21 protein-coding genes are annotated in these 26925 nt (G+C 63.9%); 5 read left to right on the plus strand and 16 right to left on the minus strand.

The window, feature by feature from the left end:
* The first annotated feature begins 260 nt into the window (after positions 1-260).
* Positions 261-3740: a bifunctional proline dehydrogenase/L-glutamate gamma-semialdehyde dehydrogenase gene (locus AC1MBU_RS10615; RefSeq protein ID WP_479787179.1), complete on the plus strand. Its 3480-nt coding sequence runs from the start codon at positions 261-263 to the stop codon at positions 3738-3740.
* 171 nt (positions 3741-3911) lie between these two features.
* Here the strand turns inward: AC1MBU_RS10615 and glpK are convergent, their stop codons facing one another.
* From glpK to AC1MBU_RS10630, 3 genes are all read right to left on the minus strand, one after another.
* On the minus strand, positions 3912-5426 hold the full coding sequence (glpK, locus tag AC1MBU_RS10620; protein ID WP_056549465.1) for a glycerol kinase GlpK: 1515 nt from the start codon (positions 5424-5426) through the stop codon (positions 3912-3914).
* Between the two features lie 81 nt (positions 5427-5507).
* Positions 5508-6254 carry an MIP/aquaporin family protein gene (locus AC1MBU_RS10625; RefSeq protein WP_277359479.1) on the minus strand — a complete coding sequence of 249 codons (747 nt, stop codon included), beginning with the start codon at positions 6252-6254 and terminating at the stop codon, positions 5508-5510.
* A 136-nt stretch (positions 6255-6390) separates the two neighbouring features.
* Complete coding sequence (locus AC1MBU_RS10630) at positions 6391-8127, minus strand: glycerol-3-phosphate dehydrogenase/oxidase (RefSeq protein WP_428831029.1); 1737 nt, start codon at positions 8125-8127, stop codon at positions 6391-6393.
* Between the two features lie 211 nt (positions 8128-8338).
* On the opposite strand from AC1MBU_RS10630, the gene AC1MBU_RS10635 reads away from it, so the two are divergent.
* Genes AC1MBU_RS10635 through AC1MBU_RS10650 form a run of 4 tightly spaced genes read left to right on the plus strand, consistent with a single transcriptional unit; the run spans position 8339 to position 12149 of the window.
* Positions 8339-9250: a sugar-binding transcriptional regulator gene (locus AC1MBU_RS10635; protein WP_277359484.1), complete on the plus strand. Its 912-nt coding sequence runs from the start codon at positions 8339-8341 to the stop codon at positions 9248-9250.
* Positions 9251-9308: 58 nt separating this feature from the next.
* The gene (locus tag AC1MBU_RS10640; protein ID WP_479787180.1) at positions 9309-10145 is read left to right on the plus strand and encodes an aldo/keto reductase; all 837 of its coding nucleotides are present in this window, start codon (positions 9309-9311) and stop codon (positions 10143-10145) included.
* 1 nt (position 10146) lies between these two features.
* The gene (locus AC1MBU_RS10645) at positions 10147-11028 is read left to right on the plus strand and encodes an alpha/beta fold hydrolase (protein WP_479787181.1); all 882 of its coding nucleotides are present in this window, start codon (positions 10147-10149) and stop codon (positions 11026-11028) included.
* Complete coding sequence (locus AC1MBU_RS10650) at positions 11025-12149, plus strand: glycosyltransferase family 4 protein (protein ID WP_277359482.1); 1125 nt, start codon at positions 11025-11027, stop codon at positions 12147-12149. Before AC1MBU_RS10645 ends, AC1MBU_RS10650 begins: the two co-directional genes overlap by 4 nt.
* A gap of 20 nt (positions 12150-12169) precedes the next feature.
* Here the strand turns inward: AC1MBU_RS10650 and AC1MBU_RS10655 are convergent, their stop codons facing one another.
* From AC1MBU_RS10655 to pyrR, 13 genes are all read right to left on the minus strand, one after another.
* A complete protein-coding gene (locus AC1MBU_RS10655) occupies positions 12170-14248 on the minus strand; it encodes a primosomal protein N' (protein WP_479787182.1) in 2079 nt (692 codons plus the stop codon).
* Between the two features lie 21 nt (positions 14249-14269).
* On the minus strand, positions 14270-15484 hold the full coding sequence (gene metK / locus AC1MBU_RS10660) for a methionine adenosyltransferase (protein ID WP_346028246.1): 1215 nt from the start codon (positions 15482-15484) through the stop codon (positions 14270-14272).
* 4 nt (positions 15485-15488) lie between these two features.
* On the minus strand, positions 15489-16727 hold the full coding sequence (gene coaBC, locus AC1MBU_RS10665) for a bifunctional phosphopantothenoylcysteine decarboxylase/phosphopantothenate--cysteine ligase CoaBC (protein WP_479787183.1): 1239 nt from the start codon (positions 16725-16727) through the stop codon (positions 15489-15491).
* 30 nt (positions 16728-16757) lie between these two features.
* Entirely contained in the window at positions 16758-17018 is a 261-nt protein-coding gene (rpoZ, locus tag AC1MBU_RS10670; RefSeq protein WP_479787184.1) for a DNA-directed RNA polymerase subunit omega, read from the minus strand.
* Positions 17019-17066: 48 nt separating this feature from the next.
* Positions 17067-17636: a guanylate kinase gene (gmk, locus tag AC1MBU_RS10675; RefSeq protein ID WP_277357320.1), complete on the minus strand. Its 570-nt coding sequence runs from the start codon at positions 17634-17636 to the stop codon at positions 17067-17069.
* A gap of 14 nt (positions 17637-17650) precedes the next feature.
* Entirely contained in the window at positions 17651-17986 is a 336-nt protein-coding gene (gene mihF, locus AC1MBU_RS10680; RefSeq protein WP_277357319.1) for an integration host factor, actinobacterial type, read from the minus strand.
* A gap of 99 nt (positions 17987-18085) precedes the next feature.
* Positions 18086-18934, minus strand: coding sequence for an orotidine-5'-phosphate decarboxylase (gene pyrF, locus AC1MBU_RS10685; RefSeq protein ID WP_479787185.1), 849 nt, complete (start codon positions 18932-18934; stop codon positions 18086-18088).
* Between the two features lies 1 nt (position 18935).
* Positions 18936-22247, minus strand: a complete 3312-nt coding sequence (carB, locus tag AC1MBU_RS10690; protein ID WP_479787186.1) for a carbamoyl-phosphate synthase large subunit — start codon at positions 22245-22247, stop codon at positions 18936-18938.
* Positions 22248-23492 (minus strand): glutamine-hydrolyzing carbamoyl-phosphate synthase small subunit, encoded by a 1245-nt coding sequence (carA, locus tag AC1MBU_RS10695; RefSeq protein ID WP_471671736.1) that lies wholly within the window; start codon positions 23490-23492, stop codon positions 22248-22250. It lies immediately after the preceding gene.
* Positions 23489-24019, minus strand: a complete 531-nt coding sequence (locus AC1MBU_RS10700; protein ID WP_277357315.1) for a PH-like domain-containing protein — start codon at positions 24017-24019, stop codon at positions 23489-23491. The genes carA and AC1MBU_RS10700 overlap by 4 nt, the downstream gene beginning before the upstream one ends.
* A 3-nt stretch (positions 24020-24022) precedes the next feature.
* A complete protein-coding gene (locus AC1MBU_RS10705) occupies positions 24023-25342 on the minus strand; it encodes a dihydroorotase (RefSeq protein ID WP_277357314.1) in 1320 nt (439 codons plus the stop codon).
* Complete coding sequence (locus tag AC1MBU_RS10710) at positions 25339-26340, minus strand: aspartate carbamoyltransferase catalytic subunit (RefSeq protein WP_479787187.1); 1002 nt, start codon at positions 26338-26340, stop codon at positions 25339-25341. Before AC1MBU_RS10710 ends, AC1MBU_RS10705 begins: the two co-directional genes overlap by 4 nt.
* Positions 26337-26912: a bifunctional pyr operon transcriptional regulator/uracil phosphoribosyltransferase PyrR gene (gene pyrR / locus AC1MBU_RS10715; RefSeq protein ID WP_277357312.1), complete on the minus strand. Its 576-nt coding sequence runs from the start codon at positions 26910-26912 to the stop codon at positions 26337-26339. Before pyrR ends, AC1MBU_RS10710 begins: the two co-directional genes overlap by 4 nt.
* Positions 26913-26925 lie beyond the last annotated feature (13 nt).

The following is a 26925-nucleotide window of genomic DNA, read 5'->3' on the forward strand; positions in this document are numbered from 1 at the left end:
AGCCCCTCAACACAGGAGGGGCGGCCGCGCTCGAATGCGCGGCTAGATAAGGAGCAGATGCGCGAACATTCTTCCACCTTAGCGCAGTTTGGCCCCGGCAGTGTTCTTCAGGAGTTACCATATTTCCATTGGGCGCAACTTTCTGTTATCGCACCCAGCATGCCGAGGCGGAATGCGCCCGCGGCTGATCGGCCAGCCACCGCAGGAGGTGGACTGTTCTGCAGGCATTCTGGCCCGTCGTCGTTAGGTAGACGAGAACAATGACACAAACCATTCCCACCGCAGATCCATCGCCTCAGACCCTCGGCGATGATGCGGTTGCCCTGGTGCGGCGTTGGCTGCACCAGGGCACATCCGGTGGTGACGCCCAGCGCACCACCGGAACGGCTCCGGCAGGCAGCACACGCGGATCGAAGTCCGCGCAACTCCTCGCTGAAGTCCTCAAGGACCAGAACGGCCTCGACTTCACGATCGGTTTCGTGGACCGGGTGATCCGGCCGGAAGACCCTGCCGTTGCAGCACGGAACCTTGCCCAATTGGCCCGGAAGACGCCGTCGTTCCTGCCCTGGTACATGAAGGGCGCCGTCAGGCTGGGAGGGGTCATGGCCCCGGTCCTGCCGCGCGTCGTCGTTCCGGTGGCACAGCGTGTGCTGCGGGAGATGGTCGGCCACCTCATCGTTGATGCCCGTCCCTCGCACCTCGGCAAGTCAATTGCCGCCCTGCGCGGCGAGGGCGTGCGCCTGAACATCAACCTCCTGGGCGAAGCCGTCCTCGGCGACAAGGAAGCTGACGCTCGGCTCAGCGGCACCCGTGACCTCCTGGCGCGCGACGACGTCGACTACGTCTCCATCAAGGTCTCGTCTGTGGTCAGCACCCTCAACCTCTGGGACTTCGAAGGCACGGTCGAGCGGGTCACTGAGCGGCTGCTGCCGCTATACCGGCTGGCAGCCTCATCCCCGGCTCCGAAGTTCATCAATCTGGACATGGAGGAATACCACGACCTTGATCTCACCGTCGCGGTCTTCAAACGCATTCTCGAAACTTCAGATCTGCGGAACCTTGAGTCCGGGATTGTCCTGCAGGCGTATTTGCCGGACGCGCTCGGTGCACTGCAGGACCTGACCTCGTGGGCGCAGGAGCGGCGTGCCGCCGGTGGGTCCGCCATCAAGGTCCGCCTGGTCAAGGGCGCCAACCTCGCCATGGAGCTCGTGGATGCCGCCGTCCACGGTTGGGAGCCGGCCACGCTGCCGAGCAAGCAAGCCACAGACACCAACTACAAGCGCTGCCTGGACTGGGCACTGCGCCCCGAAAATGCGGACGCTGTTCGCCTCGGGGTTGCCGGGCACAACCTGTTCGATATTGCGCTCGCCCGCACGCTTTCCGTTGCCCGCGGGGTCGAGGACCGGATCGAGTTCGAGATGCTGCTCGGCATGGCTGAAGACCAGGCCGCAGAGGTGCGCAAGGACGTTGGCTCGTTGCTTCTCTACACCCCGGTGGTGAAGCCGGCGCAGTTCGATGTGGCGATCAGCTACCTCATTCGCCGTCTTGAGGAGAACGCGAGCCAGGAAAACTTCATGAGCGCCGTTTTCGAGCTCACGAAGAACGAGGAGCTGTTCGAGCGTGAGAAGCAACGCTTCCTCGCATCGCTCACCGAACTCGAACCTACGGTGCCTCAACCGAACCGTTCACAGGAGCCGGACCGCTTCACCGCAACCGGGCCCGGCGAGTTCCGGAACCAGTCCGATTCGGACCCGTCCCTGCCCGGCATCCGGGAGTGGGCCAACGAGGTTCTCAGCCGTGTCCCCGGTTCCACCCTGGGCGTCGCGCTCGTGGAGGCGTCCCAGCTGGAAACCAACGACGACGTCGACACCGTCATCCGATCGGCGCGCATGGCACAGCGCGAGTGGGCGTCGAAGTCGGGAGCAGAGCGGGCGGAAGTGCTGCGGAGGGCAGCGGCCCAACTCGCTCTCAGCCGGGGGGACCTCGTGGAAGTTTCGGCGAGCGAGACAGGTAAGACCATCGCCGAGTCAGACCCGGAAATTTCAGAGGCAATCGACTTTGCCAATTACTACGCGCTGCTCGCTGAAGAACTCGACACCGTTGAGGGGGCCCGGTTTGTCCCTGCAGCGTTGACCGTGGCTACCCCGCCGTGGAATTTCCCCGTGGCCATTGCCGCCGGTTCCGCGCTCGCTCCGCTGGCTGCCGGGAGCGCCGTCATTCTCAAGCCTGCGCCCCAGGCCAAGCGGTGCGCGGCTGTCATGGTCGAGGCGCTGTGGGAGGCCGGTATTCCCCGCGACGTACTGGTGTTCGCTGACGTCGCAGAAGGGCCGGTCGGGCAACATCTGCTCTCCCACCCCGAGGTGGACCGGGTCATTCTCACCGGTGCCTACGACACCGCGAAGTTGTTCCGGTCCTGGCGGAACGATCTTCCGCTGCTTGCAGAGACCAGCGGCAAGAACTCCCTCATTGTGACGCCAAGCTCCGACCTCGACCTCGCTGCTGCGGATGTCGTCCGGTCTGCCTTCGGCCATGCCGGCCAGAAGTGCTCCGCCGCGTCGCTGGCCATTCTGGTGGGATCGGCGGGTACCTCCGCGCGTTTCCGCAATCAGCTGGTTGATGCTGTGGCTTCCCTGAAGGTCGGCTACCCCGAGGACCCTGAGACCGAGATGGGTCCGATCATCGAGCCGGCCGCGGGCAAGCTCAAGGATGCTTTCACTACGCTCGGGGAAGGCGAATCGTGGTTGGTCAAGCCGAAACAGGTTGATGACACCGGCCGGCTCTGGAGCCCAGGCGTACGCACCGGGGTCAAGCCCGGCAGCTACTTCCATATGACGGAATTCTTCGGTCCGGTGCTCGGCATCATGCACGCTGAGTCGCTTGAACAGGCGATCGAGTGGCAGAACGCCAGCGCCTATGGTCTGACCGGTGGAATACACACCCTGAATCCCGAAGAAGTCTCACAGTGGCTTGAATCAGTGGAGGCGGGCAACCTCTACGTCAACCGCGGCATTACCGGCGCGATCGTTCGCCGCCAGCCGTTCGGGGGGTGGAAGCGCTCGTCCGTTGGACCGGGCGCCAAGGCGGGTGGACCGAATTACCTCATCCACCTCGGCAGCTGGGAGCGCGAAGAGCTCCATCCGGGTAACGTTCACGCGCCGCTCAGCGGGCCGGTCCGCCAGCTGCTGCACGCGGCGGAAGTCCCCGACGGCAACCGCGGCTTCCTTGCCCGTTCCGCAGCCGACGATCAGCGTCACTGGGTGCGCACCTTCGGAACGCATGAAGATGTGTCGGCCCTTGGCGTTGAACGGAACGAATTCCGGTACCTGCCGACTCCGGTGACCGTCCGGCTCAACGAAGCCGGCACTATCGGCGACTTCGTCCGGGTGGTAGCGGCAGGTCTGCGCAGCGGCTCGACCATGTCGGTATCGACCCCGGAGCCGCTTGCACCGGCCCTCACGGCGGTCCTGTCAGCACACAATGTCGCCCACCGGGTAGAGGACGACGCCGCGTGGCTGGCTGCCGCCCCGTCAGCGGGCCTGGGCCGGGTGCGTCTCGTGGGCGGCGGCTACTCGGAACTGTGTGCAGCCACTGACGGCGATCCGGACATCGCTATCTACAGCGGTCCCGTCACAGAGGCCGGCCGAATTGAGATGTTGCCGTTCCTGCGTGAGCAGGCGGTGACAATCACGGCGCACCGTTTCGGAAATCCGGACAACGTCTCGGGAGAAGTCCTCCGCTAAACACCCGAACCAAACTCCTCTCGCTCAAACGCAACGGGCGCCTGACCAACTCAGGCGCCCGTTGCGTTTGCGGTAAGGACCGGTAGGTTCCGGCGGCACCTACCAGCGTCCGACACAAAAAAGCGGAGCGGACAGAAACGTCCGCTCCGCTTTTTTTGGTGCTAGGAAGAACTACTGAACGTCCTCATCCACCCAGTCGAAGGTCTTGGTGACAGCCTTCTTCCAGTTGCGCAACTGACGGTCGCGCTCGGCGTCGTCCATCGTCGGGAGCCAGCGCTTGTCTTCGGACCAGTTCGAGGCCAGCTCGTCCGTGTCCTTCCAGAAGTCAACGGCGAGGCCCGCGGCGTAGGCGGCACCGAGTGCCGTGGTTTCCGTGACTTTCGGCCGGATCACGGGAATACCAAGGATGTCGGCCTGGAACTGCATCAGCGCGTCATTGGCGACCATGCCGCCGTCGACACGGAGATCTTCCATGTTGACGCCGGAATCAGCGTTGGCGGCGTCAAGCACCTCGCGTGTCTGGAAGGCGGTTGCTTCCAGGGCAGCGCGGGCAATGTGACCCTTGTTCACAAAGCGGGTGAGGCCCACGATCGCACCGCGGGCATCGGAGCGCCAGTACGGTGCGAAGAGGCCGGAGAAAGCGGGAACGATGTAGACGCCTCCGTTGTCCTCGACCGACTTCGCAAGCTGCTCCACCTCGGGAGCGGTCTTGATGATCCCGAGGTTGTCCCGGAGCCACTGGATGAGTGAGCCGGTGACGGCGATCGAACCTTCGAGTGCGTACACAGGCTTGGCGTCGCCGAGCTTGTAGCAGACTGTCGTCAGCAGGCCGTTCTTCGAGTGGACGATCTCCTCACCGGTGTTGACGATCATGAAGTTGCCGGTGCCGTAGGTGTTCTTGGCACCGCCCTTCTCAAACGCCGCCTGACCGAAGGTCGCAGCCTGCTGGTCGCCGAGAATACCCGCCACGGGAACCTCGCGGAGGAGCTGCGAGCTGTGAACGTTGCCGTAGACCTCGGAGGAAGACCGGATTTCCGGCATCATGGAGGCCGGAACGCCGAAGGTTTCCAGGATGGAGGAATCCCAGCTCAGCGTTTCGAGATCCATGAAGAGGGTGCGGGAGGCATTCGTGACGTCGGTGATGTGCACTCCGCCATCAGCACCGCCCGTAAGGTTCCAGGTCACCCAGGAATCGGTGTTCCCGAACAGGAGGTCCCCGGCTTCAGCCTTCTCGCGGGCGCCTTCAACGTTGTCGAGGATCCACTTGATCTTCGTTCCGGAGAAGTAGGTTGCCAGCGGCAGGCCGACCTGCTGCTTGAACCTCTCCACACCGCCATCAGCAGCAAGCTCGTCGACGATCGGTTGGGTGCGCGTGTCCTGCCAGACAATCGCGTTGTAGACCGGCTGGCCGGTGTTCTTGTCCCACACAACGGCGGTCTCGCGCTGGTTGGTGATACCGACGGCGGCGATGTCATGGCGGGTCAGGTTGGCTTTTGAGAGGGCGTTGCCGATGACCTCACGGGTGTTGTCCCAGATTTCAATCGGGTTGTGCTCCACCCAGCCGGCCTTGGGGAAGATCTGCTCGTGCTCCTTCTGGCCGGAGGAGACGATGTTCCCCTGGTGGTCGAAGACGATTGCACGGCTTGAGGTGGTTCCCTGGTCAATAGCGATGACGTACTGCGGCATTACTTCTCCTCATTGAGTGTACTTCTCGGTTCATTCGGACGGCGATGGCCCAGGATCATCTGTGCCACCGGCTGGTGTGGCTCAGGCTGCGGGAGTCGGGAAGGTGACCAGCATGGCGATCAAGCCGCCAAGCACACCGCCGATGATCGGCCCGACAACCGGAACCCAGGCGTAGCTCCAGTCGCCGCTTCCCTTGCCCTTAATGGGCAGGAACGCGTGTGCAATGCGAGGACCGAGGTCGCGGTTGGGGTTGATGGCGTAGCCGGTGGGTCCACCGAGCGATGCGCCGATACCGACGACAAGCAGAGCCACCGCGAGCGGGCCGAGGCCCGACGGCGTACCGGCGAAAGCGATAATGACAAAGACAAGAACGAAAGTGCCGATGATCTCAGTGACCAGGTTCCAGCCGTAGTTACGAATGGCTGGGCCTGTGGAGAACACTCCGAGCTTGTTTGCGGGATCCGGTTCGGCATCGAAGTGCTGCTTGTAGGCCAGCCAGCAGCCCACCGCACCGAGTATTGATCCGAGCATCTGCGCTGCAAAGTAGGCAAGCGCGGTGACCAGGTTCTTATCGACGCCGGGAGCGAACTCCGCGATGTCGCCATTAGCCCACAGGCCGACAGTGACGGCGAAATTCAGGTGCGCTCCCGAGAGCGCAGCGACGTAAACACCGGCGAAGACCGCAAGGCCCCAACCGAAGTTGACCATCAGGAACCCGCCGTTATTTCCCTTGGTCCCGGCCAGCGCAACGTTGGCCACGACCCCTGTACCTAGCAACAGCAGCATGAACGTGCCGAATGTTTCGGCGACGAATACTTCCAGAGACATCTTTGACTCCTCCATTTATTCAACTGTGGGCCGTATTGACCCCGGTACCGTGATGGTCGCGGCACCGCGTTACTCCCCCGGCAAGTGCTGCCGTTGGTTCTCAGCCACCCGAGGGCTGCTGAAGGTTGCTTGTAACCTATGCAACCAAACTATGCACACTCACCTTGTGTTGTTCCTGCAACAATCGGCGGGTGTCTTCGATTTCGCCCTTTCGCTCGGCTGCAGTCCAGTCGAGGTAGGTCCCGAGAATGTCGGCGATCTCGTCAATCAGCTCTGCGCTGACGAGTCCGTTGAAGGCCAGCGCGGTCCTTCTGATGATGACATCGGAGATGTGCTGTACCTGTTCTTGAAGCACCATGTACTCGAGCTCACGAGTGGAGACTTCCCGGGTAGTCTGCAGCGGGCGGTCCTCGCCGTCGACGATAAAGGCAGCGACCTCGGCGGCTCTCGTGCCGTAGCGCTCGAGCAGGAGCCGGACGCGCTCCGCGGGCAGCCCTGCTCCATTGGCTTCGGTCCAGGCAGCAATGTCACGTGGTTGCTGCGGGAATCCCATCCCGCCGCCGATCGGCATTGCTGCAGTGGAAACGGTCCTGCTGCGCTGCAGCAGGCCGAGGACCTCGTCCGCGAGATGCTCCGAGAGCGCACGGAAGGTGGTCCATTTGCCGCCCACCAGGCTAAGCATGGGGCGGTTGGCGGTAGTTCCCCGTTCAATGCGGTAGTCCCGGGAAACGAAGCCGGGTTGGGTGTCGTCGTGGCGCGGCAGCGGGCGCACACCTGAGAAGGTGTAGACGATGCTGTCCCGGGTGGCGCGAACAGTCGGGAAGACATGGTGGATCAGATCGAAGAAGTAGTCGATCTCGGCGTCGGTGCAGACAGCCGCGGCATCCATGTCCGTTTCAATGTCGGTGGTGCCGACCAGCACACGGTCCCCCATCGGGTAGATCAGAACGATCCGGCCGTCCGAATGTTCAAAGAAGATCTCCCGGCCGGCGCAGGCCGCCAGCAGTTCCGGATGATCGAGCACAATGTGGGAGCCTTTGGTTCCACCCATGAAACTGCTCGGTTGACCCAGAGCGCTGTTGGTTCCGTCCACCCAGGCCCCGGACGCGTTCACGACGACGTCGGCCTGAACCGGAAAGACCTCGCCGCTGAGCTCATCGCGGAGCACGATGCCTTCGTCACTGCTGCCGACCGCGCTGACGTAGTTGACGGCCCGTGACCGGGGGTTGGCGCGCAGTCCGTCCTGGAGCACGTCGAGCGTGAGCCGCTCGGGGTTGTGGACGGAGGCATCGAAATAGGTAGCCGTGTACTTCACATCCGGCCTCAATTTGGGTAGTTGAGCAAGGGAGGCTTTCCGCCCGATGAACTTATGGCGGGGCACGGTACCGCCTGCCCGCGAGAACGCATCGTACAGTGTCAGCCCGGCCTTGATCAGAACGGCGCCGCGCTCGCGGGGTGCGCCCTGCCTGTGGGTAAGGAACCGGAGCGGGGCGGCCAGGATACCGGAAAAGGTGCTGAAGACCGGGATGGTTGTCTGGAGCGGCTTGACGTAGTGGGGTGCGAGTTTCAAGAGGGCATTCCGCTCCACAACCGATTCACGCACCAGCCGGAACTCACCATTCTCGAGGTACCGAATGCCTCCATGGATCATGTGGGACGAGGCACCCGAGGCGCCCTGGCAGTAATCGCCGCGTTCAATGAGCGTGACGTCAATGCCCTGAAGCGAGAGATCGCGGAACGTACCTACCCCGTTGATGCCGCCGCCGATGATGAGTACGGAGGTCCTTCCCGCCTGCTTCAACTGCTGGACGCTATCCCGTAAAGGACGGTTCTGTTCGACCGACGGCGTCGTCGGCCCGGTGCTGTTCCTCACGGGATGCTGGCTCCTTGACTAGTGGTGCAATACGGTTCTGACCCCTATTCTTTGGAGGATTGGGAATATTCGTCAACAACAGTGCACAAACGTGCACTCACCTACGGAGAATTCAGTGAACACTGCTCCCCCGAACGCCGCTGACCGCGCAAATGCCCGAAATTCCGACGTCACCCAGCCGCGTAACCGCGACGCTCTCCGCGCCGCCCAGATGTACTACCTGCAGGACCTCACCATGAACGCGATAGCCCGTGAGCTGCGTACGTCCCGCTCCACCGTGTCCAGGCTTCTCTCCATGGCGCGGGAAACGGGGCTAGTCCAGATTCAGATCAATAATCCCCTTGACCGGGCACCTGCTCTTGAACGTGAGATCCGCAACCGTTTCGACGTGGAAGCGCATGTGGTTCCCGTGACGGACCTGGTGAGCGACTCTGATGTGCTCGACCGCGTTGCCATCCAGGCAGCGCGGACGCTGGGACCTTTGGTTGACTCCAATGCGATCATCGGTGTGGCCTGGGGATCGACTATCAGTGCCGTCAGCCACCACCTGACACGTAAGGTCACGCATGACAGCACAATCGTTCAGTTGAACGGCGCAGGTAACACGCAGACCACCGGAATCACCTACGCGAGTGAGATTCTCCGCCGCTTCGGCGCTGCCTATGGAGCACGGGTCGAACAGTTTCCGGTTCCTGCCTTCTTCGACCATGCCCACACCAAGACGGCCATGTGGGCCGAGCGCAGCGTCAGGCGCATCCTCGACCTACAGGAGCGCATGACCATGGCAATCTTCGGGGTAGGGTCAATCGGCGCGGGCATTCCCAGCCATGTCTATGCGGGCGGCTACCTCGATGAGGAAGACCTCGGGATCCTTCGCGAGAACCGGGTAGTCGGTGATGTTGCCACCGTCTTCTTCCGCGCTGACGGCTCCTACAGCGACATTGTCCTCAACAAGCGCAGCACGGGACCTGACCTCAGGATGCTCGGCCAGGTCAGTCGCCGCATCTGTGTGGTGTCCGGTGAGACGAAGATCAACGGCCTACGCGGCGCGCTCGCTGCCGGGCTGGCAACCGACCTCATTGTGGATGAACGTTCAGCCCGTGCGCTGGTGCGCCAGGGCTGATTCGACCGGCTCGCCGGTCATGACGCGCTCCCGGCCCCACCTCGGTAGAGTCGGAGGCATGCATACTTCCGGCAAGGTATCGGTCTCCAACGGCGTCGTCATGGACCGGCTGGGTTACGGTCTCTACAAGGTACCGGCGGACGATGCCCACGGGCTGTGCACCCTCGCGCTCGAAGCCGGCTACCGGCTGCTGGACACCGCTGCCATGTACGGGAATGAGGAGGGAGTGGGCCGTGCCGTGCGAGATGCCGTCGACGCCGGCCATGTTGAGCGCGGCGACGTCTTTGTGACGTCGAAGGTCTGGAATGAGGATCACGGCTACCAAGCGACACTTGCCGCGTTCGAGGACTCCCTCAAGCGTTCCGGCCTCGACTACCTCGACCTCTACCTGATCCATTGGCCGTGCCCGGCCAAAGACCAGTATGTCGACACCTGGCGGGCACTCGAGGAGCTCTACTCACGGGGCAGGGTTCGTGCCATCGGGGTATCCAACTTTCAGCGACACCACCTCGAAAAGCTTCTTTCCCGAACGGAGGTGGTGCCTGCTGTGAATCAAATCGAACTTCATCCCTACCTGCAGCAGCAGGACCTGAGGAGTTTCAATGCCGAGCACGGCATCCTCACACAGGCGTGGAGTCCTCTCGGACGCGGGAGCCTGCTCACGAACCCCACCATCACCCACATTGCCGCCAAGCATTCCAGGTCACCGGCGCAGGTCATTCTCCGTTGGCATCTGCAAACCGGCGGCGCGGCCGTAGCAAAGGCCAGTTCGCAGGAACGGATTGCTGAAAATTTCCGGCTCTCCAACTTCACGCTCGACACGGTGGATATGACCGCCATCGCCCAGCTCGACTCGGATACCCGGGTCGGTTCCCATCCGGACCTGGTCAACTGAGATGGTGGTATTGAATCGCGCTGCCACGGTGCGGTCACTTCACCTGAACGGCGGCTTGCGGCGTTTCTGGGACTTTCCGCCGGAAGGAGCGGCGCCGGACGCGCCTGCGATCTTCATGGTGCACGGATTCCGCGGCGACCACCACGGACTGCTGCGGATCATCGAAGCGCTTCCGGCCTACCGCGTTCTTGCGCCGGACCTCCCGGGCTTCGGTCAGTCCGAGCCCCTGGACGGGACGCACGACGTCGCGGCGTACGCTGCGTTTGTCCGGAGCAGTATGGACCGGCTTGCCCTCGGTCCCCAGACGGTGCTGGTGGGTCACTCCTTCGGGTCCATCATCGCGGCCAGGGCCGCGGCAGACGCTCCCGGCGCCTTCAGCGCGTTGGTCCTCATCAACCCGATCAGCGCTCCAGCCCTCGAAGGGTCCAGTCGGATTGCCACCCGCCTGGCGGAGCTGTACTACCGCCTTGGCGCAGCTCTTCCCGAGCAGGCGGGACAGGCAGTGCTGCGCAACCGCATCATCGTGCGTGCCATGAGCGAGCTGATGGCTAAAACCCGGGACCGCCCGCTGCGGCGGTGGATTCACGCGCAGCACCGCGCCTATTTCAGTGCGTTTGCCTCCCGGGAGGTTGTCCTGCAGGCATTCACAGCGTCCATCAGCGCGACTGTCCGGGACAGCGCCCGCCGATTGCAACTTCCGGTGCTTCTGATCGCCGCTGAGAGGGATGACCTCGGGACGGTGCAGACGCAGCAGGAGCTTGCGGCGCTGATGCCGGACTCCACACTCGTGGTGCTTCCGGAGGTGGGTCACCTCGTCCATTACGAAGCGCCTGATGCCGCGGCCGGCCACATCTCCGATTTCGTAGAGTCGAGGACCCAATGAAAATCCTGATCGATGCCAGGTTCACCCGCACCGACCACCACGACGGCATCAGCCGCTATGGAGCCAGCCTCATTGAAGCGCTCGCACATCGGCCGGACGCCGAGGTAACCATGTTGGTTCATGACCGTCGGCAATTGGCCCTGCTACCGGACGTTCCGCACGTGATGATCAACAGCCCGCTCTCCCCCGCCGAACTGTTCGTCTCCTGGCGCATCAACCGCCTGGAGCCGGACGCCGTGTTCTGCCCGATGCAGACCATGGGCTCGTTCGGGCGCCGTTACCCGCTGGTGCTCACGCTTCACGATCTCATCTACTACCAGAACCGCACGCCGCCGGGCTTTCTGCCCCTACCGGTCCGGGTTCTGTGGCGGCTGTACCATCTGGCCTACTGGCCGCAGCGGATGCTTCTGAACCGGGCCGACGTCGTTGCCACCATCTCGGCGACCACCCGTGCCCTGATGGAGACGCACCGGCTGACGCGGCGCCCGATCCGGATAATTGGCAATGCCCCCCAATCAGGTGCCGTACCGCGGTCACCGGAACCGGCTCCGGACAAGTCGCTGCTCTACATGGGATCCTTCATGCCCTACAAGAACGTGGAGACCCTGCTGGCCGGGATGGCAGGCCTGCCCGACTACACGCTTCATCTGCTGAGCAGGATTACGCCTGATCGGCGGGCGGAGCTCGAAAGGCTTGTACCCGCCGGAGCAACAGTGGTCTTTCACAATGGCGTCAGCGACCGGGACTACGATCAGTTGCTGCGCTCTGCCACTGCCCTCGTGACGCTCTCCCGGGCTGAGGGTTACGGACTTCCCGTCATCGAAGCCATGGCGGTGGGTACCCCCGTTGTCGCTGCTGATACGCCCATATTCCGCGAGGTAGGAGGAACAGCGGCGTTGTACGTGCAGCCGGATTCACCCGAAGAGTTCACCAGTGCCATCCGGGCGCTTGATGATCCGCTGCGTTGGAAGAGCGCGTCCGATGCCGGTCGGGAACAGGCCCTTAACTATTCCTGGGACACCTCGGCTGAGTCACTCCTCGCCGCACTTGAAGAAGCAGCAGGGCTCCACGACGAACCCGCAGGCGGTGGGCGACGACGTTCACGGGCTCGGCAGCGGTGACTGGCTGGAGCACTGAGGCGCTAGAGTGCCCCGACAGGATCGATCCGAACGTGGACAGGTTCGGAGGTCCGCCTGGCCGAGAGCGAAACCCGGCGCGCCCGTAACGCGCCGACGACCTCTGCGGCATCGCGGTACCGGAAGAACACCAGAGTACGGTGCGAGCCCGCCGCTGACTGTTGGCCCGGTTTCTCCGGGCCTGCCGGACCCGCTGCGGCGCGCACTGCCGTTGGACCGACAACCCTGCACGATGGCGGCAGGTCCACTCCTTCAAGGAAGGCCGCCAGTGACTCCAGGGAACCGGTCAGCGCTGCGTATCGCACGGCCGGCGGCAGCCCCAGTTCAGTGCGCAGTTCGAGCTCACGCGCCGCAGCACCGGCAGGATCCCAACGGACCAGGTGGCCGGCAGCGACGTCGTCATCCGCGGTGACAACCACCACACCGCCTGCCGAGGCAGGACGGGCGAGCACCGCAGCGTTGAACCAGCGCTGGAGGGTACTCTCCAGCGCACGCAGGGACTCCCTGCCCAGAAGCGCGTTCCCGTCCAACAGGACCACGGCGGCGTAGCCCGAAGCCGCCACAGGTTCGGCACCCGGGGTTGCCACCACCACTCGGGGCGAATCATCCACCGCATCGAGAATATGATCGCCGGACGAGGAAACGACGACGGCGCCGGGGAACGCCCGGCCCAGTTCCTCGGCGGTTCGCGCAGCGCCGCTGACGGTGGAGCGGAGCCGGCCGCCCGAACATGTTGGGCAACGCCAGGCGTGATCAGGCCGGCCACACCAGCGGCACGCGACAACCGAGCCCCGGCCGGACTGCGCCAGCGGACCGGCGCAGTGCTGACAGCGGGCGGGTTCCCGGCAGTCCTGGCAGGCCAGGGCAGGTGAGAATCCCGTGCGCGCAACCTGGATCAGGACAGGCCCGCGCTGCAGCCCATCCCTGGCGGCGCGCCAGGCCACCGGAGGAATCCGGACCTGGTGCGTCAGCGGTTCGCGGTCGGTGTGAAAAGTATCGGCCGAGTGAAGGACCCGCGGAGCGAGCCGACGCACGGCCGGACGATCAGCGGTAAGGGACTGTGCCCAGCCGCTGTCGATCAGCCGCTGAGCCTCGACGCTTCGGGAGGCTGAAGCTATCAGCAGTCCGCAACCTTGCAGTTCACTGCGCAACAGCAGCACCTCGCGGGCGTGCTGGTAAGGGGCGCGTGGTTCACTGTGTGACTCATCATTGTCGTCCCAGAGGCACACGAGCTCCAGGTTCCGCACAGGTGCATAGGCGGCGGACCGCGTACCCACCGCCACTCTGACCTGTCCATGCAGGAGTTTGAGGAAGTTGCGGTACCGGGGCGTGGGGCCGTCTTCGGCGGTAAGCCGGACGAACTCATCCGCACCGATGCGCGCACGAAGTGCCTCTTCAACACGGCCGAGGTCCCGCTGGTCAGGAACAACGACGACGGCGCCACGCCCCGCCGCCCACACTGCATGTACCGCTTCGACCAGTTCCACCGGCCACCCGGCCGGCCCGTAACCACCGAGTGTCGTCAGTACCGCGCGCGGACTCTCACCTTCGGTCAATCGTGCCAGGAACGACGCGCCGTTGACGTACCGGTCGTACACAGAGGGCTGACCGGCCTGTGCGGGCACATCGGGGGGAACCGTCCCGTCAACTGTGAACTCCTTCTCCACGCGGGCCACCCGCGGAGGCACTGCTGATCGAAGGACATCGCTGACGGAGCCGGCGTAACGGGCCGCCACGGCGGCTGCAAGTGCCAGGATTTCAGGGGTCGCCACCGGATGCGCAGACACCACCCTGGCCAGCGGCAGCAAACGTGCCGGGCTGTCGGAGACGGCAAGCCGTTCGATGATGAACGCCGCATGCTCCCGCCCGGCGAAGCGGACCTTTACCCTCGTACCCGGGACCGCGGCGGCGTCGTCCAACGCCGGAACCAGGTAATCAAACGGACGGTCAAGATGCGGCAGTGGTGAATCGATCAGAACCCGGGCGACTGGCAACTCGGCTGCGACCGGGGACGTACCGCGCGGAGCCGCCGGTGCGCTGAAGCCCTGCAGCAGCGAAAGCTGCCGTCCATCGTCGGAACTCATCGGTTCGAAGGTAATACCTGCCTACGCGTTGAAGTAGCTCTTGAGCTCGTCGGTGCGGTCCGTGAGTTCCCAGTTGAACCCCTCGCCCTCGCGGCCGAAATGCCCGTGCGCGGCGGTCTTCTGGTAGATGGGCCTGAGCAGGTCAAGAGAATTGATGATCGCCAGGGGGCGGAGGTCAAAAATCTCGTTGATAGCCGAGCCGATTGCAGCCGGATCGACCTGCTCGGTTCCGAAGGTCTCCACGTAAATGCCGACCGGCTGCGCCATGCCGATTGCGTACGCGATCTGGATCTCCGCGCGGCGGGCAAGCCCGGCAGCCACCACATTCTTGGCGACCCAGCGCATGGCGTAAGCGGCCGATCGGTCAACCTTTGACGGATCCTTGCCGCTGAACGCACCGCCGCCGTGACGGGCCATTCCACCGTAGGTGTCCACAATGATCTTACGTCCGGTCAGTCCTGCGTCTCCGACCGGCCCGCCGATGACGAATTCACCGCCCGGGTTGAGGATATGGCGGACGTTTGAAACGTCGAGCTGGGACGTTGCCAGGACTGGGTTGATCACGTGCTCCACGAGGTCAACCCGCAGGGTTCCAAGGTCGACTCCCTGGGCGTGCTGAGAAGAAATGACCACCGAGTCGACGCTGACCGGCCTGTCGCCGTCGTAACCGATTGTGACCTGTGTCTTGCCGTCCGGGCGCAGGTAGGACAGCGTGCCGTTCTTCCGGACATCGGTGAGCTGCTCGGACAAGCGGTGGGCCAGCCAGATGGGCGTCGGCATCAGGACGGGCGTCTCGTCGCTGGCGTACCCGAACATGATCCCCTGGTCCCCTGCACCCTGGGCATCATAGGGGTCGGTGCTGGTGCCCTCCCGTGTTTCGAGCGACCTGAACACGCCTGAGGCGATCTCGGGAGACTGCTGACCAATGGAAACGGACACACCGCAACGCGCTCCGTCGAAGCCATTCGCTGATGAGTCGTAGCCGATTCCCAGGATGGTCTTGCGCACGATCTCCGGGATTTCGACGTACGCTTCGGTGGTCACCTCGCCGGCCACGTGGACCAGGCCCGTGGTCACAAGGGTTTCCACCGCTACACGGGACCGTGGGTCCGCCGCCAGCAGCGCATCCAGAATGCCGTCGCTGATCTGGTCACAGATCTTGTCGGGATGGCCCTCAGTCACCGATTCCGAGGTGAACAATCGCAAGGGGTGGCTAGGCGTATGGGGTGAATTCACGTGATCACTCTACTTGGTCGGATGAGGTCCCCAGCATGGCAGCAACCCGCGCAATGATGACGGCTGCCACGCTGGTCTTGCTCCCGCTCACGGCCTCCGGCTCCGCGCCGCCTGCGTCCAGAATGGCCACCTCAGTGGAATCCTGCCCAAAGACCAGTGAGCGACCCACCCTGTTCAGTATCAGCAGGTCGCAGCCCTTGCGCTGCAGTTTCTGCTGTCCGTGCGCAAGAGGTGTGGCGTCGTCGTCGCCCGTTTCGGCAGCGAATCCGACAATCACCGCAGGAGATTCCAGCTCTGCGCGCTGCTGCACCACTTCCACGAGGATGTCCGGGTTACGAATCAGCGTGATCACAGGGTTCTCACCGTCGTCGCGCTTTTTGACCTTCGTATCCGAGACGGTGTCCGGTCGGAAATCAGCAACGGCCGCAGCCATGATCAGTGCATCCGACCGCTGCGCCAGCTTGAGCGTGACTTCCCGCAGCTCTTCGGCGGTTTCCACGACCGTGAGCTGCGCACCGGGCGGAGGCTGCACTTCCAGATGGGCCGCAATGAACTGCACGGTAGCGCCCGCCTGAAGAGCGGCCGCGGCAAGCGCCACCCCTTGCTTCCCGGAGGACCGGTTACCAAGGAAACGCACCGGATCGAGCGGTTCGCGGGTGCCGCCTGCGGTGATGGTGACCGTGCGGCCGGCCAGCGGACGTGCTGCCCCGGCCGGCGTGCCCGAAGCTGCCCCCAGCGCGGCAGCGAAAATGTCGTCAGGCTCCGGGAGTCGCCCCGGTCCGCTGTCCGCGCCCGTCAGGCGGCCTACCGCCGGCTCCAGAACGACGGCGCCACGGGCCCTCAGCGTCGCAACGTTCGCGGCGGTTGCCGGATGCTGCCACATTTCGGTGTGCATGGCTGGCGCGTACACAACCGGTGCCCGGGTCACCAACAAGGTTCCCGTGAGGAGGTCATCCGCCATTCCGGCGGCTGCGCGGGCGAGCAGGTCGGCGGTCGCAGGAGCGACGACCACGAGATCCGCCTCCTGGCCTAACCGCACATGGCGGACCTGGTCGACGGCGTCGAACACATCGTTGCTGACCCGGTTCCCCGACAGCGCCTCCCAGGTGGCCGTGCCCACAAAGCGCTGCGCTGCATCGGTGGGAATGACCGTCACCTCATGGCCGGCTTCAGTGAACAAACGCAGAAGGGACGCCACCTTGTAGGCGGCGATCCCTCCTCCAACTCCCAGGACGATACGCACGTCGAGTCTTCGCGCTGACCGGCGGAGCGCTTACTCCGAAGCTTCTGCCGGTGCAGCTATGAGCATTCCCTCATTGATCTCGCGCAGGGCGATCGACAGGGGCTTCTCATTCAGCTTGGTCTCGACAAGCGGCCCGACGTACTCGAACAGGCCCTCGTGCAGCTGCGAGTAGTAGGCGTTGATCTGGCGGGCACGCTTGGCACCGTAAATCACCAGGGCGTACTTCGAATCCGACGCCTCGAGCAGGGAGTCGATCGGCGGGTTGATGATGCCTTCGGGCTGAGTAGACACAAAATCTCCAATAGTCGCTGGGCCGTAAAAGCCACTGCGCGTTGCGTTTTACTGCGAGTGCGCGGTGAGGCCCATCAATGAAACAAGCTCATCTGCTGCGCGCTGAACATCGTCATTAATCACGGTGTGATCAAATTCCGGTTCGGCAGCAAGTTCCAGTTTAGCGGTTACCAGGCGCTGCTGTTGTTCCTCGGCGGTTTCGGTACCCCTGCCGATGAGCCGCCGGACCATTTCCTCCCAGCTTGGGGGGGCGAGGAACACGAAATTCGCTTCCGGCATACTCTCCTTCACCTGTCGCGCGCCCTGCAGGTCAATCTCGAGGAGAACCGACTTTCCGGCCTCCATCGCTGAATTGACCGTGCGTCTCAGGGTGCCATAGCGGTTCCGCCCGTGCACAACAGCCCACTCCAGCATCTGGCCCGTGTCCACCAGGGAGTCGAACTCTTCCGGCGACACGAAGTGATAATGAACTCCCTCCACCTCACCCGGACGGGGAGCGCGGGTTGTCGCCGAGACGGAGAGTTCCACCTCCGGGTAATTGTCACGGATGTAGGTCGAGACAGTCCCTTTGCCCACAGCCGTTGGGCCCGCAAGCACGGTCAGCCGCGGCTGATTCACGAATACTTCTTTCTCTAGTGGCGGTTGTTCGCCGGGTGGTTCGTCAAATGTTCAACGAGGGCCTTGCGCTGGTGGATTCCCAGCCCGCGAACCCTGCGGGTAGCTGCGATTCCCACGGCGTCCATGATGCCCGCGGCCCGCTTCTCCCCCACACCGGGCAAAGCCTTGAGTAAATCAAGAACCCGAAGCCTGCCGATCGCTTCTTCATGCGTAGAACCGTTGATGACCTCATCGACCGTCACTTCTCCCGACTTCAGCCGGGACTTCAGCTCCGCCCGGACGGCCCGGGCCGCAGTTGCTTTTTCCCGCGCCAGTGTTCGTTCGCTATCGGTGAGAGGTTTCAGGCTCACTCGGGCTCCCTAGGCAGTTGAAACCGTCGGCCAAGCACCGGCAGTGACGGGTCTGGAGTTTGGGCTTGCACTGAACCTATCTGCTCGGCTGACTGAAAATCAATCCGTTCCGGGCTCGGCGACCCCGGACAGGTCCACCGCGCGTCGCGCCGTGGCGACCGCCTGGCGAAGTCGTGCCGCGTCGGGACCGGAGCTAAGGATCTCCCTGCTCGAGTTGGGCAGGATCACTCCGGAGGCGCCCGCGAAGGTTTCCAGAAGCTCCTGGCGCCCGGCACCCTGCGCCCCCACGCCGGGAGCGAGAATCGGCCCGTTCAGCGTGCCCAGGTCGAGCCCAAGCCGACGCACCGCTGCCCCTGCGGTCGCGCCGATCACCAGACCCACCGAACCCGGGGTGCCGCCGTCGTTCTCTGCAGCCGCTGCCTGGACTATGCGGCGCGCAACCGAGTCCTCGCCGCCCACATGCTGCACGGAAGCGCCCTCCGGGTTGGAGGTGAGGGCCAGGACAAAGACTCCGCGACCCGTCTCACTGGCCGCGGTCAAGGCCGGGCGAAGCGACTCGAACCCCAGGTACGGGCTCAGGGTGAGGGCGTCCGCTGCCAGTGCGGACCCGTCTCGGAGCCAGGCATCGGCATAGCCGGCCATGGTTGATCCGATGTCCCCGCGCTTGGCGTCTGCGATTGTCAGCACCCCGGCCGCGGTGCTGTGCTTCAGCAGCCGCTCGAGGACGGCCATTCCGCGGGAACCGTGCCTCTCGAACAGGGCAACCTGCGGCTTCACGACCGCCACACTTCCCGCGACCGCCTCCAACACCGTCTCCGAAAAAGTGTCCAGCCCGGCGGGGGTATCGGGAAGGCCCCACGCCGCCAGCAGTGAGGGGTGCGGATCGATTCCGACGCACAGGCTTCCGAAACGCCCGACGGCGGCCGCCAGCCGCGATCCGAACGTCACCTTATGCTCCGGCCGGGTCCGGAACGGTCTCGCCCCGGATAGCCCGTGCGTGGTCCTGCAGGCTTGTGACCGACCACTCGTAGGTGCGCAGCGCCTCGATTGCCTGCACCGCCGCGTTGAACTCAGCGACGGTGGTGATGCACGGAATGCCGATCGAGGTTGCGGCAGCGCGCAGCTGGTACCCGTCGCTGCGAGCCTCCCCGCCTGAGGGCGTGTTGAAGACCATATCGATTTCACCGGCGACCACCAGGTCCGCAATGGTTCCCTCGCCCTCTGCACTGCTGCCTTCGGCGACTTTCCGGACAGGAGTGGCCTGAATGCCATTGCGGCGCAGCACATCGGCAGTGCCGCCGGTGGAGACGATCTCGAAGCCGAGATCCGAGAGTCGCTTGACACCCATGATGATCGAACGCTTGTCCCGGTTGGCCACGGAGACGAACACTTTGCCCTGGGTGGGCAGGGCGTTGTTGGCAGCGGCCTGGCTCTTGGCGAAGGCGGTATCGAAATGCTTGTCAATACCCATGACCTCACCGGTCGAACGCATCTCAGGACCCAGCAGCGAGTCAACCACTGTGCCCTCCGGCGTGCGGAAGCGGCTGAACGGAAGCACCGCCTCCTTCACGGACACCGGCGCGGATAGCGGCAGCTGTGAGCCGTCACCGTTTTCAGGCAGGATTTTATAGGCAATCCTCAGCTGGTGGATGGTGACACCGGTGCCGATGAGCGCGGCGGCCTTCGCCATCTGGACACCCGTGGCCTTCGAGACGAACGGGACGGTACGCGAGGCGCGCGGGTTGGCTTCGAGCACGTACAGCACATCTGTTGCAAGCGCGAACTGGATGTTGATGAGACCGCGGACGCCGACGCCCTCGGCAATGGCGCGGGTTGCTTTCCGGACCCGATCCAGCACATCGGTACCCAGAGTGATCGGGGGCAGCACGCACGCGGAGTCTCCGGAGTGGATGCCGGCTTCCTCGATGTGCTCCATAATGCCGCCGAGGTACAGGTCCTTGCCGTCGTACAGCGCATCGACGTCGATCTCCACGGCATCCTCGAGGAACCGGTCAATCAGGACCGGATGGTCCGCAGTGATTTCTGTCGCGTTGGAGATATAGCGGGACAGGTTCGCCTCGTCATACACGATCTCCATGCCGCGTCCACCCAGCACGTACGACGGCCGGACCAGGACCGGATAGCCGATCTCGTCGGCAATGGCCCGGGCATCCTCAAAGGAGACTGCCGTACCGTTCTTCGGGGCTATCAGTCCGGCCTCGGCCAGGACCCGCGCAAACTCACCCCGGTGCTCAGCCAGGTCGATGGCCTCAGGCGACGTGCCGAGGATCGGGATGCCGGCATCGGCCAGCGCCTGGGCAAGCTTCAACGGCGTTTGGCCGCCTAGCTGCACAAAGACACCCATGACCCCGCCGGTCCGTTCCTCTGCGGCAATCACTTCGAGGACATCCTCCAGCGTGAGCGGCTCGAAGTAGAGTCGGGTGGAGACGTCGTAGTCCGTGGAAACGGTCTCCGGATTGCAGTTGACCATCACCGTCTCATAGCCGGCCTTGCGCAGCGCCATGGTCGCGTGGACGCACGAGTAGTCGAATTCGATGCCCTGTCCGATGCGGTTCGGGCCGGAGCCCAGGATGATGATGGACGGCTTGGCGTGCAGGCCCACCTCGTCCTCTTCGTCGTAGGACGAATAGTGGTACGGCGTGTACGCCGCGAATTCGGCTGCGCAGGTATCTACAGTCTTGAAGACCGGCCGGATGTCGAGGGCATGACGTACGCCCCGCACCACTGCCTCCGGCGTATGCGTGAGGAGGCCAATCTGCTCGTCGGAGAAGCCGTGCCGCTTCGCCAGTCGCAGCGTGTCAGGCTTGATCCCTTCCAGGCGGACGGTCGCAGCCACCTCGTTGAGGAGGACGAGCTGGTCCAAAAACCACGGATCGATACCGGTGGCCTCATAGAGGTCTTCAATGCTCGCTCCTCCGAGGAGTGCCCGCTGCACCTGGGAGAGACGCTCCGTCGTCGGGCGCCTTGCCGCCTCGATCAGTTCGGGGACGTCGAATTCGCTGACCGGATCAAAGGTCAGCTGTGAGCCCTTTTGTTCCAGGGAGCGCAGCGCCTTCTGCAGCGCTTCGGTGAAATTTCGGCCCATCGCCATCGCCTCGCCGACGGACTTCATGGTGGTGGTCAGCGTGTTATCTGCGGCGGGGAACTTCTCGAACGCGAACCGGGGAACCTTGACCACAACGTAGTCCAGTGTCGGCTCGAAGGACGCCGGTGTCTTGCGCGTGATGTCATTCGGGATTTCGTCGAGCGTGTACCCGAGGGAGAGCTTCGTGGCGATCTTCGCGATGGCGAATCCGGTGGCCTTCGAGGCCAGGGCCGAGGACCGCGAGACGCGTGGATTCATCTCGATAACCACGACGCGACCGGTACCTGGCTCAACCGCGAACTGGATGTTGCAACCGCCCGTGTCCACGCCCACTTCACGGATGACCGCGATCGAGATGTCCCGCAGGCGCTGGTACTCACGGTCGGTGAGTGTCAGGGCCGGCGCCACGGTAATGGAGTCGCCGGTATGGACCCCGACCGGGTCGAAATTCTCGATGGAACAGACGACGACGACGTTGTCCTTCTTGTCGCGCATCATTTCCAGCTCGTATTCCTTCCACCCGAGGATGCTCTCCTCAAGCAGTACCTCGCTGGTAGGGCTGTACTGCAGGCCCTGACCCACAATGCGCCGCAGGTCCTGCTCGGTGTAGGCAAGGCCGGAACCGAGACCACCCATGGTGAAGGAAGGGCGGACCACCATCGGGTATCCGAGATCCTCCGCAGCAACGAAAGCTTCCTCCAGGGAGTGAATAATGGCGGACCGGGCCGATTCCGCGCCGCAACGCTCCACGACGCCCTTGAACTTCTCGCGGTCCTCGCCGAGCTCGATCGCAGCGATGTTCGCGCCGATGAGTTCCACACCGTATTTCTCGAGTACGCCGTTCTTGTCCAGGGCGATCGCCGTGTTGAGCGCGGTCTGGCCGCCCAGCGTGGGAAGGATCGCGTCCGGACGTTCCTTCGCGATGATCTTCTCGACCACTTCCGGCGTAATCGGCTCAACGTAGGTTGCGTCGGCGAACTCCGGATCGGTCATGATCGTTGCCGGGTTGGAGTTGACCAGGATGACCCTCAGGCCTTCCTCCTTCAACACGCGGAGCGCCTGGGTGCCTGAATAGTCGAACTCGGCCGCCTGGCCGATGACGATGGGCCCCGATCCGATGACCAGGACGGAGGTGAGATCGGTTCTGCGGGGCATCTAGATTTCTTCCTGCGCGGGGGTGGGAGCTTTGGAGACTTCGGAGGCATCAAGCTTGCCGGAGCCGTCGCCGGAGCGGGCAGCTTCGGCCATGAAGTCGATGAACCTGTCAAACAGGTACGCGGAATCATGCGGGCCGGCAGCCGCTTCCGGGTGGTACTGCACCGAGAACGCCGGCAGATCCAGGCACGCGAGGCCCTCGACGACGTCGTCATTGAGGCACACATGGCTCACCTCGACGCGGCCGAAGCGTTCCTCAGGGGCGGTAACCGGTCCCTCGAGTGGTGCGTCCACCGCGAACCCGTGGTTCTGGCTGGTGATCTCTACCTTGCCCGTACGCCGGTCGAGTACGGGCTGATTGATCCCCCGGTGCCCGTAACGCAGCTTGTACGTGCCGAAACCGAGTGCCCGGCCAAGGATCTGGTTGCCGAAACAGATACCGAAGAACGGCATCCGCGCGTCGAGAACGTGGCGCAGTAGCGAAACCTGGGCGTCCGCGGTTGACGGATCCCCCGGCCCGTTTGACATGAAGACCCCATCGGCACCGACGGCCACGACGTCGTCGTAGGTTGAATCTGCAGGCAGCACCACTGTGCGCACACCGCGCTGGGCAAAGTGCTTCGGTGTCATGGCTTTGATCCCGAGGTCCAGGGCCGCAACCGTGAACCGTGGCTCGCCGTCCCAACCGTGGTCGGAGGGCTCCACAACGTAGCGTGCGGTGGCGCTCACTTCCTCCGCGAGCCGGAACCCCTCCATGCTGCGCTGGCCTTTCACCTCGGCGAGGAGCTCAGCATCACTGCGTGCGGCGTCCGGTCCGGAGAAGATGCCGGCCTTCATAGCGCCGCGCTCGCGCAGGTGGCGGGTGATGGCACGGGTATCCACACCCTGAATACCGACGACGCCCTGTTCGGTCAGCTCGTCATCGAGGCTTTTCTCGGACCGCCAGTTGGAGGGGCGCCTCGCCGGGTCACGCACAACGTAGCCGGCCACCCAGATCCGCCGGGACTCGGCGTCGTCCCGGTTCACCCCGGTGTTGCCGATGTGCGGTGCCGTCTGCACTACGAGCTGCCGCGCGTAGGAGGGATCCGTGATGGTCTCCTGATACCCGGTCATGCCGGTAGCGAAGACTGCCTCGCCCAGAGCCGTTCCGGGCGCTCCGTAACTGAGTCCACGAAAGGAACGTCCGTCCTCCAGAATCAGAACCGCCTCTGCACCGGCGCCTGCTACTCCCGCGTGTGTTGTCACTGTATTTCCTTGCTCGTGGGGTTGGTGAGGGGGTCAGCGTCCTCAATCAGTGCGCTGATTGCGGCCAGAAGCTGAGTCTTGTCCGCGGAATACCGGGTTCGGAAGCCGGTATCAAAGGTCTGGGAATCCAGGGTCCATGACACAACCACCAAACCGTCCTTTTCAACGAATTTTCCGGCCATGCCGCGCTCGAGCCGAACGTCTGAAAGATTTTCCTTGGCGATGTACACCTCGCTATCACCGGTGCGGTCAAACAGGAGACCGTGCGCATACACGGCTGCGGTCGCTGTTGCCTTATTGCCCAAACCATGGGCTGTGACGCGGTCAAGCCAGTCACCGCCGGTGGTGGTGACCACGTATTGCCCTTCCGCAGCATAGAGCGGTGTCCCGGGATTGCCGGGAAGACCGGCAGGAGCCTGCAGCCCCTGCTGGCGCAGCTGGCGATTGCGCCAGCCAAGGGCCATCAGTCCCACCACCAGCACGATCGCAATCAGTGAGATGACGACCGCGGTTGTTGCTACGTCCACGCTTCATTCCCCTTGTGCATCGGGATGCGGTGTGTTGAGCCGCCCTTCGAGCACGGTCGGATGCCCCGCGAAGAAGGTTGCGACGACGGCGCCTGGCAACTCAAGGCCGGCGAAGGGACTGTTACGGCCCTTGGTAGCCATCTTATGGGGATCGACCGTCCACCGGGCTGCTGGATCCACCAGTGTGAGATTTGCCATCTCGCCAACCTCCAGCGGTCTTCCCTGCGTCTCCACCCTGCCGATGCGCGCAGGGAGAATGGACGTCGCATCGGCAAAACGCGACCAATCCATGAGTCCGGTCTCGATCATGCTGTGCTGCACGACGGACAGAGCAGTTTCCAGGCCCGTCATGCCCATTGCGGCCTGCGCCCATTCGCACTCCTTGTGTTCGGAGGGGTGCGGCGCGTGATCAGTGCCGACGACGTCGATGGTTCCGTCAGCCAGCGCCTCGCGGAGAGCCGTGACGTCGTCGTTCGTGCGCAGCGGCGGGTTCACCTTGTAGACGGGATCCCAGGAACGGACAAGTTCGTCGGTCAGCAACAGGTGGTGCGGCGTGACTTCTGCGGTCACCTTCACGCCGCGCTGTTTCGCCCATCGGATGATGTCAACCGACCCCGCAGTTGAAACATGGCAGACGTGGAGCCGTGAACCAACGTGCTGCGCCAGCAGGACGTCACGCGCAATAATGCTTTCCTCGGCAACCGCCGGCCAACCCGCCAGCCCGAGGACTGCAGAGACGGCGCCCTCATTCATCTGTGCGCCCTCAGTGAGCCTCGGCTCCTGCGCGTGCTGGGCGACTACGCCGTCGAACGCCTTCACGTATTCCAGTGCGCGCCGCATCAGCACCGGATCTGACACACAGATGCCGTCGTCGGAAAATACCCTGACCCTGGCACGCGACTCCGCCATCGCGCCGAGCTCCGCGAGCCTCTCCCCGGCAAGCCCGACTGTGACAGCACCAACCGGACGTACGTCTACCCAGCCGGCGCGCCTCCCAAGTGCATGAACCTGCTCAACCACGCCAGCGGTGTCTGCCACGGGCATGCTGTTGGCCATCGCGTGCACGGCTGTATAGCCCCCCAGCGCAGCTGCCCGGGTACCGGACTCCACTGTCTCCGCATCTTCGCGTCCCGGTTCCCGAAGGTGTGTGTGGATATCCACCATTCCGGGTAGCAGGATCAACCCGTCGGCATCAAGAACGACGGCGCCGGCAGCTGAAAGGGATCGCCCTCGGTCAGCTATGCGTCCATCTGAAACCAGTACGTCCACACCGGCCTCCCCCGTGGCGATGGTGGCGCCCTTGATCAGGTAGCTGGTACTCATACTGTTATTGCCTCCTGGGCGGGTGTGGGCTGCGCGGAATCATCGCCCGACAGCAGCAGGTAGAGAACGGCCATCCGGACGGATACGCCGTTGCGCACCTGGGCAAGCACGGTTGAACGGGGAGAATCAGCCGCAGCTGAGGAAATCTCGAGGCCCCGGTTCATGGGGCCCGGATGCATGATGATGGTGTCCTTGCCGGCGGAGGCCTCCAGCGCTGCCAGCCGCTCATCGTCGAAGCCCCAGGTGCGGGCGTATTCACGGGTCGAGGGGAAGAAGGCAGCGTTCATCCGCTCGCCTTGAACCCGGAGCATCATGACCGCGTGCGGACCGGTCGCCAGTACCTCGTCAAGGTCGAAGCTGACCCTGCAGGGCCAGGTATCGATACCGACGGGCAGCAGGGTCGGAGGCGCCACGAGGGTCACCTCCGCACCGAGGGTGGTGAGCAGCCAGAGGTTGGAGCGGGCTACCCGCGAGTGCAGAACGTCACCCACAATCGCGATCCGCAGCCCCCGCAGGTCTTCACCGAGGGATGGGCGTCCGGCGATCTTCGACCAGTGCCTGCGGAGTGTGAAGGCATCGAGCAGCGCCTGGGTGGGATGCTCGTGGGTTCCATCGCCCGCATTGATCACGGCGGCGTCGATCCAGTCCGAGGCAGCAAGCCGGGCGGGAGCCCCGGATGCCCAGTGCCTGATGACCACGGCATCGGCACTCATCGCCTCAAGGGTCTGCGCCGTGTCCTTGAGTGACTCGCCCTTGGAAACCGAGGAGCCCTTCGCAGCGAAGTTGATCACATCAGCGGACAGCCGCTTCGCTGCGGCTTCGAAAGAGATACGGGTCCGTGTCGAGTCCTCGAAGAAGAGATTTACGACGGTCCGTCCACGTAGCGCCGGCAGCTTCTTCACTTCCCGCTCACCGACAACCGCCATTTCTTCGGCGGTGTCGAGGATCCGGACAGCTTCCGTTCCCGTCAGGTTCTCGGTCGACAGGAGGTGCTTCATGCCGGTCCTTCAATGACTACTTCGTCGACGGAATCGATTTCGCTGATCCGCACACGAACTTTTTCTGCGGAGGAGGTGGGAAGGTTCTTTCCAACGTGATCCGCTCGAATGGGGAGCTCGCGGTGCCCGCGGTCCACCAGAACGGCCAGACGGACAATTCGGGGTCTTCCGACGTCGACGATTGCGTCAAGCGCTGCCCGGATCGTGCGGCCGGAGTAGAGCACGTCATCCACCAGCACGACAACCTTGTCGTCGATGCCGGAAGGCGGAAGCTTTGTGGGACCGGGCGGGCGGGTGGGGTGCTTGCGGAGGTCGTCACGAAACATCGTGACATCGAGGCGTCCGACCATGCGCTCGGGGTTCACGGTGGGATCGGTGCGCGCGATCTTGCGGGCGAGCCTTTGCGCGATGGGAAAACCGCGGCGGGGAATGCCCAGCAGTACGAGGTCTTCTGCGCCCTTGTTGGCTTCGAGGATTTCGTGCGCGATCCGCGTCAGGGCACGATCGATATCAGCGTCACCGAGGACCGTGCGGAACACGGAGCCTCCGGTGTGAGGGCTGGGTACACTCATGGAACGCGTCCTC

The organism is Arthrobacter sp. PTI12, from assembly GCF_056679915.1.